The sequence below is a fragment of the Pseudomonas azotoformans genome, assembly GCF_900103345.1.
GTDB lineage: Bacteria > Pseudomonadota > Gammaproteobacteria > Pseudomonadales > Pseudomonadaceae > Aquipseudomonas > Aquipseudomonas azotoformans.
Window position 1 is genome coordinate 367,409 of sequence record NZ_LT629702.1, and the last position, 17,670, is coordinate 385,078.

14 protein-coding genes and 1 pseudogene are annotated in these 17,670 nt (G+C 63.3%); 12 read left to right on the forward strand and 3 right to left on the reverse strand.

What is annotated here, in order from left to right; translation table 11 throughout:
* Positions 1–65: 65 nt before the first annotated feature.
* Positions 66–821 (reverse strand): methyl-accepting chemotaxis protein, encoded by a 756-nt coding sequence (locus BLR69_RS31435; RefSeq protein WP_408003529.1) that lies wholly within the window; start codon positions 819–821, stop codon positions 66–68.
* A 102-nt stretch (positions 822–923) separates the two neighbouring features.
* Positions 924–2,117 (reverse strand): annotated as a pseudogene (locus BLR69_RS31440) (PDC sensor domain-containing protein); the annotation flags it as partial.
* A 343-nt stretch (positions 2,118–2,460) separates the two neighbouring features.
* On the opposite strand from BLR69_RS31440, the gene BLR69_RS01775 reads away from it, so the two are divergent.
* The 4 genes from BLR69_RS01775 to BLR69_RS01790 all read left to right on the forward strand — a co-directional run bounded on the left by BLR69_RS01775 (position 2,461) and on the right by BLR69_RS01790 (position 8,201).
* Positions 2,461–3,909 carry an APC family permease gene (locus BLR69_RS01775; protein WP_071495000.1) on the forward strand — a complete coding sequence of 483 codons (1,449 nt, stop codon included), beginning with the start codon at positions 2,461–2,463 and terminating at the stop codon, positions 3,907–3,909.
* A gap of 91 nt (positions 3,910–4,000) precedes the next feature.
* Positions 4,001–5,431, forward strand: a complete 1,431-nt coding sequence (locus BLR69_RS01780; protein ID WP_071494999.1) for an aldehyde dehydrogenase family protein — start codon at positions 4,001–4,003, stop codon at positions 5,429–5,431.
* Positions 5,432–5,433: 2 nt separating this feature from the next.
* On the forward strand, positions 5,434–6,783 hold the full coding sequence (locus tag BLR69_RS01785) for an aminotransferase class III-fold pyridoxal phosphate-dependent enzyme (protein WP_071494998.1): 1,350 nt from the start codon (positions 5,434–5,436) through the stop codon (positions 6,781–6,783).
* A 92-nt stretch (positions 6,784–6,875) separates the two neighbouring features.
* Positions 6,876–8,201, forward strand: a complete 1,326-nt coding sequence (locus BLR69_RS01790; protein WP_172832124.1) for an alginate export family protein — start codon at positions 6,876–6,878, stop codon at positions 8,199–8,201.
* 10 nt (positions 8,202–8,211) lie between these two features.
* On the opposite strand, the gene BLR69_RS01795 is transcribed toward BLR69_RS01790, so the two are convergent.
* Positions 8,212–8,970 carry an IclR family transcriptional regulator gene (locus BLR69_RS01795; protein WP_058427105.1) on the reverse strand — a complete coding sequence of 253 codons (759 nt, stop codon included), beginning with the start codon at positions 8,968–8,970 and terminating at the stop codon, positions 8,212–8,214.
* Between the two features lie 209 nt (positions 8,971–9,179).
* On the opposite strand from BLR69_RS01795, the gene BLR69_RS01800 reads away from it, so the two are divergent.
* The 8 genes from BLR69_RS01800 (at position 9,180) to BLR69_RS01835 (ending at position 17,628) form a co-directional block, all read left to right on the forward strand.
* Positions 9,180–10,721, forward strand: a complete 1,542-nt coding sequence (locus tag BLR69_RS01800) for an acetolactate synthase large subunit (RefSeq protein ID WP_071494997.1) — start codon at positions 9,180–9,182, stop codon at positions 10,719–10,721.
* Between the two features lie 11 nt (positions 10,722–10,732).
* Positions 10,733–12,223 carry an aldehyde dehydrogenase family protein gene (locus BLR69_RS01805; RefSeq protein ID WP_071494996.1) on the forward strand — a complete coding sequence of 497 codons (1,491 nt, stop codon included), beginning with the start codon at positions 10,733–10,735 and terminating at the stop codon, positions 12,221–12,223.
* A 27-nt stretch (positions 12,224–12,250) separates the two neighbouring features.
* Positions 12,251–13,045 carry an SDR family NAD(P)-dependent oxidoreductase gene (locus BLR69_RS01810; RefSeq protein ID WP_071491533.1) on the forward strand — a complete coding sequence of 265 codons (795 nt, stop codon included), beginning with the start codon at positions 12,251–12,253 and terminating at the stop codon, positions 13,043–13,045.
* A 12-nt stretch (positions 13,046–13,057) separates the two neighbouring features.
* Positions 13,058–14,098: a YCF48-related protein gene (locus BLR69_RS01815; RefSeq protein WP_071494995.1), complete on the forward strand. Its 1,041-nt coding sequence runs from the start codon at positions 13,058–13,060 to the stop codon at positions 14,096–14,098.
* An 11-nt stretch (positions 14,099–14,109) separates the two neighbouring features.
* Positions 14,110–14,568: a VOC family protein gene (locus BLR69_RS01820; protein ID WP_058427100.1), complete on the forward strand. Its 459-nt coding sequence runs from the start codon at positions 14,110–14,112 to the stop codon at positions 14,566–14,568.
* Between the two features lie 11 nt (positions 14,569–14,579).
* Positions 14,580–15,182, forward strand: a complete 603-nt coding sequence (locus BLR69_RS01825) for an amino acid synthesis family protein (protein ID WP_058427099.1) — start codon at positions 14,580–14,582, stop codon at positions 15,180–15,182.
* Positions 15,183–15,244: 62 nt separating this feature from the next.
* Positions 15,245–16,852 (forward strand): bifunctional 3-(3-hydroxy-phenyl)propionate/3-hydroxycinnamic acid hydroxylase, encoded by a 1,608-nt coding sequence (locus BLR69_RS01830; protein WP_071494994.1) that lies wholly within the window; start codon positions 15,245–15,247, stop codon positions 16,850–16,852.
* On the forward strand, positions 16,849–17,628 hold the full coding sequence (locus BLR69_RS01835; RefSeq protein ID WP_071494993.1) for a 2-keto-4-pentenoate hydratase: 780 nt from the start codon (positions 16,849–16,851) through the stop codon (positions 17,626–17,628). The genes BLR69_RS01830 and BLR69_RS01835 overlap by 4 nt, the downstream gene beginning before the upstream one ends.
* The last annotated feature ends 42 nt before the right edge of the window (positions 17,629–17,670 follow it).

The window sequence follows — 17,670 nt, forward strand, 5'->3', positions numbered from 1 at the left end:
GGGACGCGCTCGGTGAGGGAAAGTGCAAAGTCGGTGCCGGTCAATCTGTCTAAGCCGCCGACCCCTTACACACGGAAATGGGCCACCAGTTGTTGTTGGTGATTGGCCATGTGATGCAGTGAGTCGCTGGCTTTTGAAGCATCGTCCATCCGGCTGGCGAGTGTTTCGCTGATACCGCGAATGTCGCTGACCCGATGGCTGATGTCTTCTACGACGGTGCTTTGCTCCATTGCGGCACTGGCAATCTGCTGATTCATCTGTTCGATCACGTCTACGGCCTGGGAGATGCGCTCCAGTGCCACCCGCGTCTGTTGCACCTGGACCACGCTGCCGCTGGCTTGCTCGCGGCTCAGTTGGGTACTGTGCACCACCGACTGGCTGAGCTGTTGCAACGTCTCGATCACCGTGCGCACCTGTTCGACTGAATGCTGGGTGTTGCTGGCCAGGTGCCGGACTTCGTCGGCCACCACCGCAAAACCACGACCCTGCTCGCCGGCCCTTGCCGCTTCGATGGCCGCATTCAAGGCCAACAAGTTGGTCTGCTGCGCGATGGAACTGATGACGTCGAGGACCTGACCGATCTGGGCACTGCTGTCGGCCAGCGCGCTGACCTGCCCAAGGGTGGTTTCCAGGCGCTGGTCAAGGGCCTCGATACTGCGCTCGGCGGTCGAGAACACCGCCTGGCCTGAGCGGCTCGCGCTTTCTGCGGCGGTGGCGGCGTCGGCAGCACTGTGGGAGTGGCGCGCTACTTCCTGTGCACTGGCGCTCATTTGGTGCAGCGCGGTGGCCGCCAACTCCACCTCGTGATACTGACGCTGCATGCCGGCACTGACTTCACGGGCAATGCCAGACGAGGTGTCGGCGCTGTTGCGGGTGTCCAGCGACGCGCTCTGGATATCGCGGATAATCGGCTGCAATGTGTCCAGGAACCGGTTGAAGCCATTGGCCAAGTGGCCCAACTCGTCGTGCCTGCCGACGGGCAGGCGCTGGGTGAGGTCGCCGTCGCCTTCGACAATCGCATCCAGCAGCTCGGCCATTTTCAGCAGTGGGCGTGTCACGCCGTGAGCGGCCAGCCAGATCAGCAACATGCCCAGGCTGCTGGCAAGCATGCCCAGGCCCAGGTTGAGCCAGTTGGACTCACGGCTTTTGCTGTCCAGGTCGTTTTGCATTTGCCGGGCAGGTGCCTGCACCCGTGCCTGCGGGACTTTGATCGCCAGTTGCCAGGCCGGGCCGCCTGCCACGGTCTGCACGGACTGACGTATATCGAGGGTGTCCCCGGAGACTTCGCCACTGCGTCCCGCCACTTGGCCCGAGGCCGACACAATGGCGACTTCGCTGTCGCCCTGGTACAGGTCCTGGCCGAGGTTGGCGGCCAGCTTCTGCAACGTATCGAGGCTGATATCCATGCCCACGACGCCGAGCACCTTACCGTTGACGATCAACGGGATGGAAATGCTGCTCATCAGGGTGTTCCGGCCTTCCACTTCGATGGTGTACGGCTCGATCACACACACCCGTCTTTGCGCTTGAGGGCAGGCGTACCAGGCGTTTCCGGGTTCGCTGCCGGGCGGTGCGGTGTTGGCGGCGATTTGTGCCTCGCTCAACACCTCCTGCACCAATTGCCCCGGCTGGCTCTGCGACCAATACAGCGCAAAGCGCCCGCTGTCGTTCCCCGCCATCGCGCGTTGACCGCGCCAATCGGCATCCGTGCCGGCCAGCGCATCAGGCAGCATGATGACGTACAGTCCGAGGACTTTTTCGCGCTGTTTCAGGGTTTCACGGGCCGTAGCGATCAATGCTTCGCGCAATTGCGCGACCGTCAGGCGCCCATTGAGCGTCTGTTCGCGCAGTTGCAGAACCTGTTGCGCGAACCCTTCGCCATACAAGGCGGTTTCGTTGAAAAAACGCTCCACCTGTTGGCCATGCGCAACGGCCTGGGCCTGCAAGCGTTCCAGCGCAGCCTGCCCGAGCAACGCGTTGCTCTGGTCTTTAAGCAGCTTTGCACTGGTTTTGTTCTGGTACGCGCTGGCGCCAATCAGCGCCCCCACCACCGCCAGCAGGCAGAGTCCGCTCAGCAGTGTGATACGCCATTGGAGGGTGAGGTGAGCTAGACGCATGGCTGAGGCTTCCTACAGAGGGCTTTGGCGGCGATGGGCTGGGCAGCGAGCCCTGGTTTTTATGCTGGTTGCCGGCACCCGGACATAGCGCGGGTGATCCTAGGTTGCGGGGATGACAGGCCAGGCGGCTATCCCAAATCGGCAAGGCCGGTGAGGTTGCCCGCGCAGCGCCGACCTGTTTTGGGGCGGGGCTGTGGATGCTACCGATTTGGGATAGCGAGCGGTTCGGGGGCGGGCATAGGATCAAATTCAGCGCGTAACCAAAACAAGACGCTACCCGGTGCCGATGCGGTGTGGTCGGGCCAACCCTAAAGCGACTGCCTCATACAATAAGGTCAATAACATGAGTGTATCTATCCCGGTCAACAGCTCCACGGAGCTCAAGCGTGGCGCCCTGGGTGTGGGCTTCATCATCTTCTTCGTAATATCCGCGGCAAGTCCGTTAAGCGTGATCGCCGGCGGCTTCCCGATCGGCATCATGCTGGGCAACGGCGCGGGCACCCCGGCGCTGCTGATCCTTGCCTTGCTGGTGCTGCTGGCGTTCTCGGTGGGCTATACCACCATGTCCCGACACCTCACCAATGCCGGCGGGTTCTACGCGTTCACCGCCCGTGGGCTGGGTGGTCTGGCCGGCGGTGCTGCCGGGGTGCTGGCGATGTTTGCGTACAACATCCTGCAGGTCGGCTTGTATGGCATGTTCGGCGGGGTCGTCAGTGGCACCATGGAAGCCACGTTCGGCCTGGTGTTGCCCTGGTGGGCCTACTCGCTGATGGCGATGGCGAGCATTGCAATCCTGGGTTATCGCAAGATCGACCTGTCGGCGCGGGTGCTGTCGGTGGTGGTGATCGCCGAGTACCTGGCGATCCTGATCCTGGACTTCGCCATCCTCAAGTCCGGCGGTGACAGTGGCATCAACCTGGATTCGTTCGACCGCAGCCATGTGTTCAGCGGCACCCCGTCAATCGGCTTGCTGTTTTGCTTCGCCGCCTTTATCGGTTTTGAAGCAACGACGATCTACGGCGAAGAGGCCAAGGATCCGCATCGCAGTATCCCGATTGCCACCTACTGTTCGGTGTTGCTGATCGGTGGTTTCTACGCGTTGTCGGTATGGTCGATGGTGGTGGGGGTAGGGTCGGACAAAATCGTGCCGATGCTGCAGGCCTTGCAGGACCCGACCACGTTTATCTACGGCATGTCCGACCATTTTGTCGGCCCGCACCTGACCCAGGTCATCCGCGTGCTGTTCATGGTCAGTATCTATGCCGGGCTGCTCGCCTTTCACAACGCCGCCGCGCGTTACTTCTATGCCATCGGGCGCGACGGCTTGTTGCACAGCGTGTTGGGCACCACCCATCGCGTGCACCAGAGCCCGCATATGGGCTCGGCGTTGCAGAGCTTGATTGCGGCGGTGGTGGTGCTGATTTTCGCGGCGATGGACGCCGACCCGATCCTGCAACTGTTTGCCTGGCTGTCCAACCTCGCCACCCTGTGCGTGATTTTACTGATGGCGCTGACCTCGGTGGCGGTATGTGTGTACTTCCATCGCCATCCCGAGCTTAAGGTCGGGCTGCTGCGCGGACGCATCCTGCCCGGGTTCTCATGCCTGGCGCTGGTGCTCGTGCTGGTGCTGGCCGTGGTGCATTTCGACGTACTCACTGGCGCGAGCCAACTGCTGTCCTACAGCCTCTGCGCGATTATTCCTGCGGCGCTGATTATCGGCATTGTGCTCGCAATGCGACTGCGAACGCGCTCGCCGCAACGGTTCCTCGCCTTGGGCAGCCACAAGCTTTAAGAGCGCAGCGGTTTTATCGCTCGACTAACCAGACAATTACAGCCTGTCGTTGCTCAGCATGGCTCGTCAGCGTGTGAAAGGAAGGTTTCAAATGCACAACTACAAGATGCTCATCGATGGGGTTCAAGTGGCCGGTGAACGAGGCCAGTTTGACGTGATCAACCCGGCCACCGGTGCTGCATTTGCACAATGCCCGGCAGGCTCGCTGGGGCAACTCGACCAGGCGGTGAATGCCGCGCAGGCGGCTTTCAAAAGCTGGCGCCACAGTAGCCACCCAGACCGTTGTGAACGTTTGCTGGCGATTGCCGCCGATATCGAGCGCGAGGCCGACGCGCTGGCTCGCCTGATTGTGCAGGAGCAAGGCAAGCCGCTGGAGCTGGCGTTTGGCGAGGTCATGGGGGCCGCGGCGTGGACCCGCTACGCAGCGGCTCAAGACATTGCGGTGGAGCTGGTGGAAGAAACCCCCACCCAACGCATCGAGCTGCACCGCAAACCGTTGGGCGTCGTGGCCTCGATCACCCCCTGGAACTGGCCGTTCATGATCGCCGTCTGGCACATCATGCCGGCGCTGCGTGCCGGCAACTGTGTGATCAGCAAGCCGTCGAGCCTGACCCCGTTGAGCACGTTGGGCCTGGTTGAAATCATTGCCCGCCACGTGCCCCGCGGTGTGATCAACTGCGTGACGGGCGAGCAGGGCTTCGGCAGCGCAATCACCGCGCATACCGGCATCCAGAAAATTGTCTTCACCGGTTCCACCAGCACCGGGCAAAGCGTGATGCGGGGGGCCGCCAGCAACCTCAAGCGCCTGACCCTGGAATTGGGTGGTAACGATGCGGCAATTGTATTGCCAGGAACGCCGGTCGAGGCAGTGGCCGAAGAGATCTTCCAGGCCGCCTTTCTCAATATGGGCCAGACCTGTGCGGCCCTCAAACGCTTGTACATCCATGAGTCACAGTACCAGGCCTTTGCTGACGCGCTGACGCAGATCGCAGCGCGCCAGGTGGTGGGGGATGGTCTCGACGCCGGTGTCACGTTCGGGCCGGTGCAGAACCTGGAACAACTGGAACTGGTGGAGGCCTTGGTCGCCGACGCACGCGCCAACGGTGCACGGGTGTTGTGTGGCGGTGCGCGCCTGGACCGCCCGGGTTTTTTCTATCCCCCTACGCTGGTGGCGGACGTCACCGACGGCCATCGACTGGTCGATGAGGAACAGTTCGGCCCTGTGTTGCCCTTGATTGCCTACCGGGATGTCGAAGATGTGCTGCAGCGCGCCAACGCTGGCGAAATGGGGCTCGGTGGCTCGGTCTGGGGGCCGGATGTCGAGCAGGCCCAGGCCTTGGCCAGTCGCCTGGAGAGCGGCGTTGCCTGGGTCAACTGCCATGCGCAGATCCAGCCCAATACGCCGTTTGGTGGCAGCAAAATGTCCGGGTTCGGTGTCGAGTTCGGCCTTGAGGGGTTGCTGGAATTCACGGGCCAGCAACTGCTGTTCGTGCGCAAGCGCGATGCCGTACAGGGAGCTTGAACATGTACGAAAAATACAAGACCGCCGAGAAAAAGTTCTGGCACCCCATGGGGTCCAGTGCCCCGGCGCAGCGCTCCAAGACGCTGATCATCGCCCGAGGTGACGGCAATTACATTACGGACATCGACGGCCAGCGCATGCTCGATGGCGTGGGCGGCCTGTGGAATGTGAACATTGGGCACAACCGTGCCAGCGTCAAGGCAGCGATTGCCGCGCAGTTGGATGAATTGGCGTATTACCAGACCTTCGACGGCATTGCCCACCCTCGGGTATTCGACCTGGCCGAACGGCTGACCACCTTGTTCGCCCAGGAACGCATGACACGCGTGCTGTTCAGTTCCGGCGGCTCCGATGCAGTCGAAACCGCGCTGAAAATGGCCCGCCAATACTGGATCGCCAGTGGCGAACCGGGGCGCACGCGGTTTCTGTCGCTGCGCAACGGCTATCACGGTGTGCACATGGGCGGCACATCGGTCGGCGGTAACGGTGTCTACCACTACAACCATGGGCAGCTGTTGGCCGGCTGCCATTTGCTCGACACCCCATGGCTGTATCGCAACCCCTGGGATTGCCGCGATCCCGAAGCGCTGACGGCGCACTGTATTCGGCAATTGGAGGAGCAGATCGCGTTGCTGGGCGCGCAGACGGTTGCCGCATTGATCGCCGAGCCGGTGCAGGGGGCCGGCGGGGTGATCGTACCGCCCGCCAGTTACTGGCCGCGCCTGCGGGAGGTGTGTGACCGCCACGGTATTGTGTTGATCGCCGACGAAGTGGTCACGGGGTTCGGCCGTTCCGGCTGCATGCTCGGCAGTCGTGGCTGGGGCGTCGCGCCGGACATCCTGTGCCTGGCCAAAGGCATCACGGCCGGGTACATCCCGCTGGGCGCCACGCTGTTCAACCAACGCATCGTCGACGCAATCGAGAACGGGCCTGGCTTCAGCAGCATGGTCATGCACGGCTACACGTACAGCGGCCACCCGACCGCCTGTGCGGCCGCGCTGGCGGTACTGGACATCGTCGAAGCCGAGGACCTGCCGGGCAACGCGGCCAGAGTGGGCGCGTACTTGCTGGAACAGCTCAAACCGTTGACCGAGCGCTATCCGGTGATCGGCGAAGTGCGTGGCAAGGGCCTGATGATCGCGCTGGACCTGGTGGTCGATAAGGCCACGCGCCAACCCCTCGACCCGGCTGGCGGCCAACCCTCGCGGATCGCCGACGAGGCGCGGCGTGCCGGTGTGCTGGTGCGACCGATCGGCAACAAGATCATTCTCTCGCCGCCATTGACCCTCACGACCGATGAGGCGGACTTGATCGTCTCTGCGCTGGATATCGCCTTCACCAGCTACGGCTAGTCCCCGTGAAAACGGTGCGGCAAAGGCTGCACCCACGTCATGCCAATACTTAAGACAGCCTTTTGAAAGGCGCACCTCCAGGAGCTTGAGCCATGCGGTATCCATTGCGTCGTCCCGTGTTCGGTAGCACGTTCGTGTGCACATTGGCGCTGTGCGCCATTCAACAGGCCCAGGCCTATGAGGTGTACAGCGACGACAGCCGTCACCTCAACGCGGACATGACAGCGGTATTCGGTCAGTTCAACAGCCGCAAGAACTACGATGGCACCTCGGGCGGCTCCACATGGCGCGAGGGTTTTATCAAATACGGCCTGAGCGGTGACCAGGCCTTGGGCGGCAATGGCTCCGCGTATGGGGCATTCGCGCTGGTCAGCTCTGCCACCTGGGGCGACGGTGATCCGGGCGGAAACAGCGTGGGGACAGAGCGTACGACTAAAATCGAAGACGCCTACCTGGGGTGGCGCTCCGGCGATCTGTTTCCGGCGCTGGGCAAGGACGGCGTGGATATCTCCGGCGGGCGTCAGGTGGTCAAGGTCGGTCGCGGCTTCCTGATCAACGACGACGGACTGAACCTGGGCAAAGGTCCGGCCGATGGCACCATGAACCGTGGGGGCGCTTACTACCTGGCCGCCCGGCATGCGTTCGACCGAACCGCTGTGCTGCGCCTGGGTGGGCAGGAGGGCCTGCACGGCAGCGTGCTGTGGCTCAAGTCCGACAACCGCGTCCAGGCCGAAACCGAACTGGCCGCCGGCACCCTGGATTACACCGCGCAACCGGGCACGCTTGGGCTGACCTGGGTGCATGGCCTTGACGTGAACGATCGATGGGCCAGCGACTTTCAGCGCCAGCGCAAGGGTATGAATATCTACAGCCTGCGCGCAGAGGGCGATGCGGGCGTCAAGAACCTCAGCCTGGCGTTTGAATACGCCTGGCAGGACAAGGACGCCGGGCCGGAGAAAGCCTGGTACGGCGAAGCGGGCTACACCTTTGCCGATACCGCCTGGGCACCCAAGGTGACCTATCGCTATACGCGTTACTCGCAGAACTGGGATGCGCTGTTCACTGGCTTGAGCATGGGCTATGGCACCTGGTTCCAGGGCGAAGTGGCCGGTAACTACGCCGGACCGTTCAACAGCAACACGCGTATCCATCACGTCGGGCTGAAGGCAACCCCACTGGAAAACCTGAGTTTGGGCGCGCTGTATTTCGATTACGACACCGTGCGTAAAAGCACGGCGCTGAACCTCGACGCCCGCGAGCTGGATGTGTACGCCGAGTGGGTGGTCAACCCGCACTTGATCATCACCCCGCTGGTGGGGCTCTACAAACCCAAGCAGGACTCGACCACCGGTGGCAACCAGGTCGGCGGCAACGGCACCAACCTGTACAGCCAATTGACGGTGGCCGTGCCGTTCTGAAGGGCGCGGGCTAGGGCGCGATACCGCTCGGCGCGTTATGCATGTTTTCGGCAATGCGCCGGGTGGTGTCCATCACCATTTCAATCACGGTTTCCTGGCGCAGCAGCTTGAAGCTTTGGGTGCTGCCGACGGCCGACAGGCTGCCGACCACTTCGTCGAGGTCCGTCTGGATGATCGGTGCGGCGATACCGGTCAGGCCCAGGTTGAGCTCGTCGTGGGTCAGGCAGTAACCGTCCTTGCGGATCTTTTTCGCGGCCTTGCTGAAACCGGCCCAGTCATAGGGACTGTCGGGGTCGCTGGCCATGTGTTCGTCGAACAGGCGTTGCAGGCGGCGACCTTTCTGATAGGCGATCAAAACCTTCGATTGTGCACCGCGAAAGAACGGCAACGGCTGCCCACGCCCGAACGCGAAGTGATAGGTGTCGGCGGGTTCGGCGATGTAGGTGTTGATGATGCGTCCGTCGTAAAACACGCTGGCGAACACCGCCAGGCCGGTTTGCGCGGACAGCTCGTGCATCAGCTCGCGCCCGGCGAGCAGGATCGGGTCGTACTGGCGCATCTTCCAGTCCAGCTCAATCACTCGTGGGCCCAGGCCATAGCTGCCGGCATCCACGCGGGTCAGCAGGCCGGCGTCGCACAAGTCCTTGACGTAGCGGTACACGGTGGCCCGTGACAGGCCCATGCGCTCGGCGATGGTGTCGGGGTCGATCTTCAACGTCTGGGGGCCGAACAGGTCCAGGACGCTCAGCAATTTGCTCAGGCTGCTCATTTCGTTCCTAAAAGGGGGGGCACGTGCCGCATTCCGTGGGCGCAACACTACCGCAGTGAAAGAAAAACGCAATCTTTTGTGCTGTATCGGTCATCAAAAAATCACATAAATCTCATTAAATGAGACAAATCAAAATAAAATGCTTGTTTATTGAATTTTTGTGTGTGATAAATCTCATCACTGCAAACGCTCAAGCAAGAGGGCTGAAAATGAATGGTGCGCAACTGATAGTGAATGCGGCAGCGGCAAGCGGTATCGAGTACTGCTTCGCCAACCCCGGGACCACCGAGATTCCCCTGGTGGCCGCCATGGCCAGCGCACCCGCTCTCAAGCCGGTGTTGTCGCTGTTCGAAGGGGTCTGCACCGGTGCGGCCGATGGCTATGGCCGGATTGCCGGCAAACCGGCCATGACCCTGACCCACTTGGGGCCTGGGTTCGCCAACGGCATCGCCAACCTGCACAATGCACGCCGTGCCAACACCCCGATCGTCAACGTGATCGGCGACCACGCCTCCTGGCACGTCAACTACGACCCGCCGCTGGCCAGTGACATCCAGGCCCTGGCCGGCGCGGTTTCCGGCTGGGTGCGCACCTCGCGCACCGCGTCGGGGGTTGGCGAAGACCTGCAGGAAGCCATGCGCGCGGCCTGGCAGGCCAAAGGGCAGATCGCCAGTTTGATCCTGCCCATGGACCTGCAAGCTCACGCCGTGACCCACACCGGTGTGTTCGCCCCGATCCGCCCGCCGGTGCGCCGCTTTGCCGGTGACCGCATCGAGAGCGTGGCCAAGGCCCTGCGTGACGGCCTGCGGCTGGTGTTTATCGTCGGCGACGAAGGCTTGTCGGTGGCCGGCCTGGAAGCGGCGGGGCGCCTGGCGCAACTGCCGGGCGTGCGTCTGTTCGCCGAGACCTTTCCGCGCCTCAGCTACCGTGGCGGTGGCTTGCCGGACCTGGACCGCCTGCCGTACTTCCCGGAAGTGGCGATTGAAATCCTCGAGCAATACGACCTGGTGGTGTGCGCCGGCGTGCCGGAGCCCATCAGCTACTTCGGCTACGAAGGCATCCCGTCGCGCCTGGCCGAACGTGAGCGCCTGCTGGCGTTGGCCGATGTCGGTGACGATGTCGCCGGCGCGCTGACGGCATTGGCCGACGCCCTCGATGCGCCGGCCTATATACCGACGCCCCAGGGCATCGAACTGCCGCCCGGCCATGCCGAGCTGACCCCGCAGTCGGTGGGCCAGGTGCTGGCCGCCTCCCTGCCGGACGACAGCATTGTCTCCGTGGAAGGCGGCACCTGCGGCTATCCGTTCTTCACCGCTTCGGCCCGCGCCGCACGGCACCGGGTACTGACCAACACCGGTGGCGCGATCGGCCAGGGTATCCCGGTCGGCTTCGGCGCCGCCCTGGCCGAGCGCGGCAACCGTGTGTACTGCCTGCAATCGGACGGCAGTGCCCAGTACACCATTCAAACCCTGTGGAGCATCGCCCGCGAGCAATTGCCGGTGGTGATCCTGATTGCCGCCAACCATCGCTACGCGATTCTGCAGAACGAGTTGCGCCGCTTCGGCATGACCGAACTCGGCCCTGAAGCCCTGAAGCTGACGGTGCTCGACAGCCCGCGCATCGACTGGAAAGCCCTGGCCAAAGGCTATGGCGTACCGGCCAGCACGGTGCACACCAATGCCGAACTGCAACGGGCGCTGGCCAATGCGAATGCCGACGGCGGGCCTTGCCTGATCGAAATGGCGCTGTGAAGGAGTCGACCATGAAGCTGTTTGAAGTGTTACCCGCCGTCCAGGCCTTTCTGTCCCAGCCGGGTCGTCTGTTTATCGGTGGCAATTGGCAGGACGCCGCCGATGGCCGCCGCTTCGCAGTGGAAAACCCGGCCACCGAAGAAACCCTGACCGAAGTGGCCCAGGGCGGTGCGCGGGATGTGGACGCGGCCGTTGCCGCTGCACGCTCGGCGTTCAACGGCGCCTGGTCGTTGCAGTCACCGGCCCAGCGCGGCCTGTTGCTGTTCCGCCTGGCGGACCTGTTGGACCAGCACCGCGAAGAACTGGCGCAACTGATCACCCTGGAGAACGGCAAGCCGATTGCCGCAGCGCGCGGTGAAGCGGCCAGCGCCGCGACCATCCTGCGTTACTTCGCCGGCTGGCCGACCAAGATCGAAGGCAGCACCTTGCCCGTGTCACCGGCCAGCGGCGCGCCGATGCTCAACTACACCCTGCGTGAACCGGTGGGGGTCTGCGCGCTGATCGTGCCGTGGAACTTCCCGCTGAACATGTGCGTGTGGAAGCTCGGCCCGGCACTGGCCACCGGCTGTGTGGCAGTGCTCAAGCCGGCTGAACAAACGCCGCTGGTCGCGATCCGCCTGGTGCAGTTGATCGAGGCGGCAGGGTTCCCGGCCGGTGTGGTCAACCTGGTCACCGGCCTGGGCGCCGAAACCGGCGCGCCGCTGGCGGAGCATCCCGATGTGGACAAGATCGCCTTTACCGGCTCGACCCAGGTCGGCCGGCTGATCGCGCAAGCGGCCACGCGCAACATGAAAAAGGTCTCGCTGGAACTGGGCGGCAAGTCGCCGAACATCATCCTGCCCGACGCCGATATCGTGCGCGCCGCCAAAGGCGCCGCCGATGGCATTTTCTATAACCAGGGCCAGGTGTGCACGGCCGCTTCGCGGTTGTACGTGCACGCCAGCGTGCTGGATCAGGTCCTTGAGGAACTCGAACGGCACGCCGCCGCCCACGTCCTCGGCAATGGCCTGGACCCGGCCAGCAGCATGGGCCCGCTGGTGTCCGGGCGCCAGTTGGCGACGGTCAAGGGCTACCTGCAACGCGGCCAGGAGGAGGGCGCCGAACTGATCTGCGGTGGCGGGCGTCCGGAACACCTGGAGCGCGGCCACTTTATTGCGCCCAGCGTGTTCCTGGATCGCGCCGAGGCGGCCTGCGTGGCCCGCGAAGAAATCTTCGGCCCAGTGCTGACGGTGATGAGCTGGACCGAAATCGACGACCTGGTGCTGCGCGCCAACGATTCGCCCTACGGCCTCGCGGCCGGCCTGTGGACCCGCGACCTGCGCTCGGCGCACCGCGTGGCGGCGCAGCTCAAGGCGGGCTCGGTGTGGGTCAACTGCTGGAACGTGGTCGATGCGGCCTCGCCATTCGGCGGCTACAAGCAATCCGGCTGGGGCCGGGAAATGGGTAAGAACGTGATCGATGCCTACACCGAGACCAAAAGCGTGTTTGTCGATCTGGCCTGAACTGAATAATCACACGAGGTAATTGTTATGGATCTGGAATTGAAAGGCCGCGTGGCCATTGTCACCGGTGGTGGCATGGGGATCGGCAAGGAAGTCGCACGTTTTCTCTCCGAAGAAGGCTGCAAGGTGGTGATCTGCGCGCGTCGCATGGCGTTCCTGCAACTGGCCGCCGAAGAGATCAGCGCCCAGACCGGCAACGAAGTGCTGCCGCTGTTCTGCGACACCAATGAAATGTCCGCCGTGTCGGAGATGGTCGAGGCCGCCTATAAGCACTTCGGCCGTATCGACATCCTGGTCAACGGTGCCGCTGCGCCGTCCGGCGTCGTGCGCAATGACATCGAGCACGCCGGCGACGATGAGCTGCTGTCGGACCTCAACACCAAGGTGATCGGCTACTTCCGTTGCGCCAAGGCCGTGACCCCGCACATGAAGGCCGCTGGCTTCGGGCGCATCATCAACATCGGTGGCCTCACCGGACGCAGCAGCAAGGTGCTGTCGGGCATGCGCAACCTGGCCATCGCGCACATGACCAAGACCCTGTCCGACCAGCTTGGCCCGTCGGGTATCACGGTCAACCTGATTCACCCAGGCGTGGTGGATACCCCGCATATCCAGGAGCTGTATGACCGTGAAGCGGTCAAGCAAGGCAAGACCGCGGAACAGGTCGAGCAAGCCTATATCGACGCGACGCCGATTCGCCGCACCCTGGCACCGATTGAAATGGGCTGGTTGATTGGTTTCCTGGCGTCGCCCAAGGCCGGCGCGGTGACCGGCGAGTCCATCGGCATCGACGGCGGTTTGACCCGTGGTATCTATATCTGAGGAGCATCTGTGATGAGTAACGGAACCCTTTTGGTTGCCACCGTCGGGCAAGCGGTGATCCGCAGTGCCGACGATGGCCGTACCTGGCATCGCCTGGGTCTGGGGCAGGACCTGGAATTCGATGCGATCACTCGCTCACTGAGCCTGCACCCCGACGCGCCCGAGGTGATTTACGCCGGCACCGACGTGGGCTTGTGCGTCAGCCGCGACACCGGCGGCCATTGGCGGCGCGTCGACTCGCCGTTCAACGGGCAGACCGTGTGGAAAGTCGCGGTGGACCCGCAGAACGCACAACGGATTTTCGTCGGCACCGGGGCACCGTCCCGCGCCGTGTTGTGGCGCACCCTGGACGGTGGGCTGAGCTGGGATCGCGCACCGGTGGAGATTCCGGAGTTCTGCGACGGCGTCAGTCGCCCACGCCTGCTGGCGTTTGCCTACGACCCGATCGACCCCGACCAGTTGTGGTTCGGCCTTGAAGAGGGTGGGTTGTTCCACTCCCGCGACGGCGGCGACAGCTGGACCCGCGTCGATGACCGCCTGTTGTGGGAGTTCAACTCGGACGTGCACAACATCCTGGTACTGCCCAACCATGGCCAGAAAGTCATCGTGGTGGTGTGCGTCAACGCGGTCTACCGCAGCCTGGACGAAGGCCTGACCTGGACCGGCATTATCGGCCGCGAAGCCTTCGGCCTGTATTACATCCGCGCCATGAATGCACCGTTGGGCTCGCAAAGCGACCTGTACCTGAGCATTTCCGATGGCACGCCGGGCACTACCAGCAAGATCCTGGTGTCCCGCGATGCGGCGCTCAGCTGGGAAGTGCTGCCGCTTTCCCAGCAGCCCAATTCCTGTGTGTGGGCGATTGCCTTCAACCCGGCCAACCCACGGCAGATCGTGGCGGGCACCAAGTACGGGCACCTGTTCACCTCCGACAACGGCGGTGACGGCTGGCAGAAACAGTGGCGCGACTTCAGCGAGATCGCCGATGTGCTGTGGACGCCGGCTGTGGCGCAGATCAAGGCCGGGCATCAATCCATCGTCAAGAAGCACTGAGGTATATCGCCATGAAAGTCGAGATCCTGCGTACTCACCTATCGCTCTGGGTCGCTGACCCGGACGTGTCGGCCCGCTGGTACGCCGACATCCTGGGCATGCACGAAAGTGCCCGGGGCGAGAGCTGGGTCATGATGGCGTTTGGCGGCAAGCACCACGACATTGCCTTGATCCGCGCCGACCCCGGCGCCCATCAGGGCGGGCTGGGGCTGCAACACTACGGCCTGGAAATCGATGGGGACATGACCACCCTGCGCCAGCTCTACGGCATGTTGCTGGGCAAGGGCGTCGAGGTGGTGAAGATCACCGATCACGAAATCGGCCATGGCGTGTACTTCAACGACCCCGACGGCAACCGCATGGAATTCTTCCTCGAGACCGAACACGACGATGCGCGCGGCAAGGCCCGGTTCAAGGCCGCTGGCGCGCCGAGCCGACATTTCAACCTTGACCCACTGGACCCACTTTGAGGCAAACCCTGATGAAAACCGCTAATTTTGCGACCTATCACATCCGTAAATGGTACAGCTTCGTCGAAGAAACCCTGGCCAACGAAACCGGCCAGCTGGCCGATGGCGAGCCACTGTTCAAATATGCGATTGCCGCCGTGATCGCCAACCCTTATGCCGGTCGCTACAGCGAGTCGCTGGCCGAACTGGTCGACCCTTCGCCGCTGCTGGGCGAAGAATTTGGCCGGCGCATCCAGGCACTGGCCGGTGCCCATGAGATTGTCAGCTATGGCAAGGCGATCCTGGTGGGCAGCGAGGGCGAGTACGAGCACGGGAATGCATTCCTGACCAACCCGGCCGCCGATCCGATCCGCGTCGCGCTGGGCGGCGGCAAGTCCTGGGTACCGTCCACCGGCAAGCGTGGCGGGCCGGGTTCGACCATCGATGTGCCGCTGGCGCACAAGGATGCCCTGTATGTACGTTCCCATTACGACAGCATGTCGCTGATGTTTGGCGACGGGCCTGCGCCCGACGAAGTCGTGATCATCTGGGCCTTCGCCACGCGTGGACGCTTGCATGCACGCCTGGGCGGCCTGCAGGCTAAAGATGTCAAAGGTCTGGATGGGCTGCACTGACAGCAGGCGTGCGCCTTGAGCTGTGCCGGGTTACAACCACAACAAGAAAGCGGTGATGAGCGATGAAGCAGGAGAAGACCCAGGTTGTCATTGTCGGCGGCGGGCCCAACGGGATCACGGCCGCACACTATATGGGGATGTACGGAATCGACTGCGTCGTCCTTGAACTGGCTGATTGCATCCTGCCTTACCCGCGTGCGGTGGGCATGGATGATGAAGCCCTGCGCGTGTTGCAGGGTATCGGCATCGCCGAGCTGGCCGTGCGCGACATGATCTGCGACGTGCCGTTGCGCTACTACAACGCACGCGGTGTGTGTTTCGCCGAGGTCAAGCCGAGCACCGCTCACTACGGCTGGCCGATGCGCAATATCTTCATGCAGCAGTTGCTTGAAGGCACGCTGCGCGAAAACCTGGGGCAGCGTACCTGTGTGGAGTTGCGCCAGGGCCATGAAATGCTCGAACTGGAGCAGGACGGCGAGGGTGTGACCTTGCAGGTGCGCAATGCCCAGGGCGAGGTCTATGAGCTGCGCGCCGACTATGTGATCGGCGCCGATGGCGGGCGCTCCACCGTACGCAAAAAGGTCGGCGTTGAATTGCTGGGGCTGACCCATCCGCGTAAATGGGTGGTGGTCGACACCGCCAATGACACCCTGGATGCACCCTATACCGCACTGCATGCCGACCCGCAGCGCCCGTTCGTGTGCATCTACCTGCCTTACCAGCAGCGGCGTTGGGAGTTCATGCTGATGGAAGGCGAAGATGAGGCAAAGATGTGCGAAGAAAGCACCATCCGTGACCTGATCCGTGGGCATATCGGCGACGCCGTCGACCAGTTGAACATCATCCGCATCCGCGCCTACACCCACCACTCCCGGGTGGCGGCACGCTTTGTCCAAGGGCGTGTGGCGCTGGTGGGGGATGCCGCGCATATCTCGCCACCCTGGGCCGGGCAGGGCCTCAATTCAGGTTTGCGCGACGTGGCCAACGTGGTCTGGAAACTCGCGGCAATCATCCAGGGGCGCGCGTCCCATGGGATCCTCGCAAGCTACGACCAGGAGCGCCGTGGGCATGCCACCGAGCTGGTGGCCCTGGCCGACAATATGGGCACCGTATTGGGCTTGACCAACCCGTTGATGGCCGGCGTGCGCGACTGGTTGTTCCAGGCAGTGAACAGCGTCGACAACCTGCGCTCGCACCTGCTGGAGTTCAAGTTCAAACCCAAGGCCACCATCACCAAGGGCCTGGTCTATCACGAACGTGCCGAACTGCGTGAGGACGACCTGGTCGGCCAGCTGTTTGTGCAGCCCTATATCGAAGACGCCAAGGGTCAGCGTCGGCGCCTGGATGACGTGTTGGGTCATTCCTATGCGGTGCTGGGTTACCGGGTCAACCCGCGCGAGCAACTCAGTGACGAGATGGCGACATTCTGGGCGCGCTGGGACACACGCTTCATACAGGTCAATCGTTCGCGCAGCGGCCTGGGCCGTCACCAGCCGTTGACGGCGATGGACGCCATCAGCGTGGAGGACGTGGATAATCGCCTCGGCGAATGGTTCTCCAAGGTGCGCGATTGCATCGTGGTGGTGCGCCCGGACCGTTTTGTCGCGGCCATTACCACGCCCGAGCGGCTGGAAAGTGTGTTGCGCAAGTTGGCGGAGCAACTGTCATGAGCGCTGACAACCCCGTGTTGAGCCGCTTGCACCACGCCACGCGCACGGTGCAGGCCATCGCGCCGCTGGCACCTGACGCGCTGGACCTGCGCTCAGGGTACGCGCTGCAACGCCAGGCGCTGGACCTGCGCCTGGCGGCGGGCGAACAACTGAGCGGTTGGAAGATCGCCTTCGCCGGCAGCGCCGCGCAAAGGCGTTTCGGCCTGGAGGAGCCCGTGTATGGCGGCCTGACTGACCGCATGCGTGTGCTGCCGAACACGGCAGTGGCGCTTTCGCGGTTGATCCAGCCCAAGCTGGAGATCGAAGTGGCAATCGTGCTGGGCCGCAGCCTCGCGCCGGGTGACTACCGTGACGAGGAGATCCTGGCGGCCATTGCAGAGGTGGCGCCGGCGTTCGAGATTGCCGATTGCCGTTGGCAAGGCTGGACGTTTGGGGCAGGGGCTTTTCTTGCCGATAACGCGGCGGCGGGGCTGTATTGCCTCGGGCCGTTGATGGCTTTCGATCCCATTGCGCATGCCAACGTCGCCTATCGCCTGGAAAGTGCTGGCGCGCTTCGCGGCGAAGGCAACACCGAGGGCCGTGAGGATCCACCACTGGCCAACCTTTGCTGGCTGATTCGCCGTCTGTTGGCTGACGGCCAACCGGTGGAGGCCGGGCAAGTGGTGCTGTCCGGTGCGCTCTTGGCGCCGATGGATATCCAGGCCGCTACGTACCGCTTGCATATGTTTGGCACGGAACTGGCTTTGCTTTTCACGGCGGACACCGCCCCTGTGTGAACGCCAGCTGCCGTCATGGATGACTTGAGTCCCCCTCAGGCC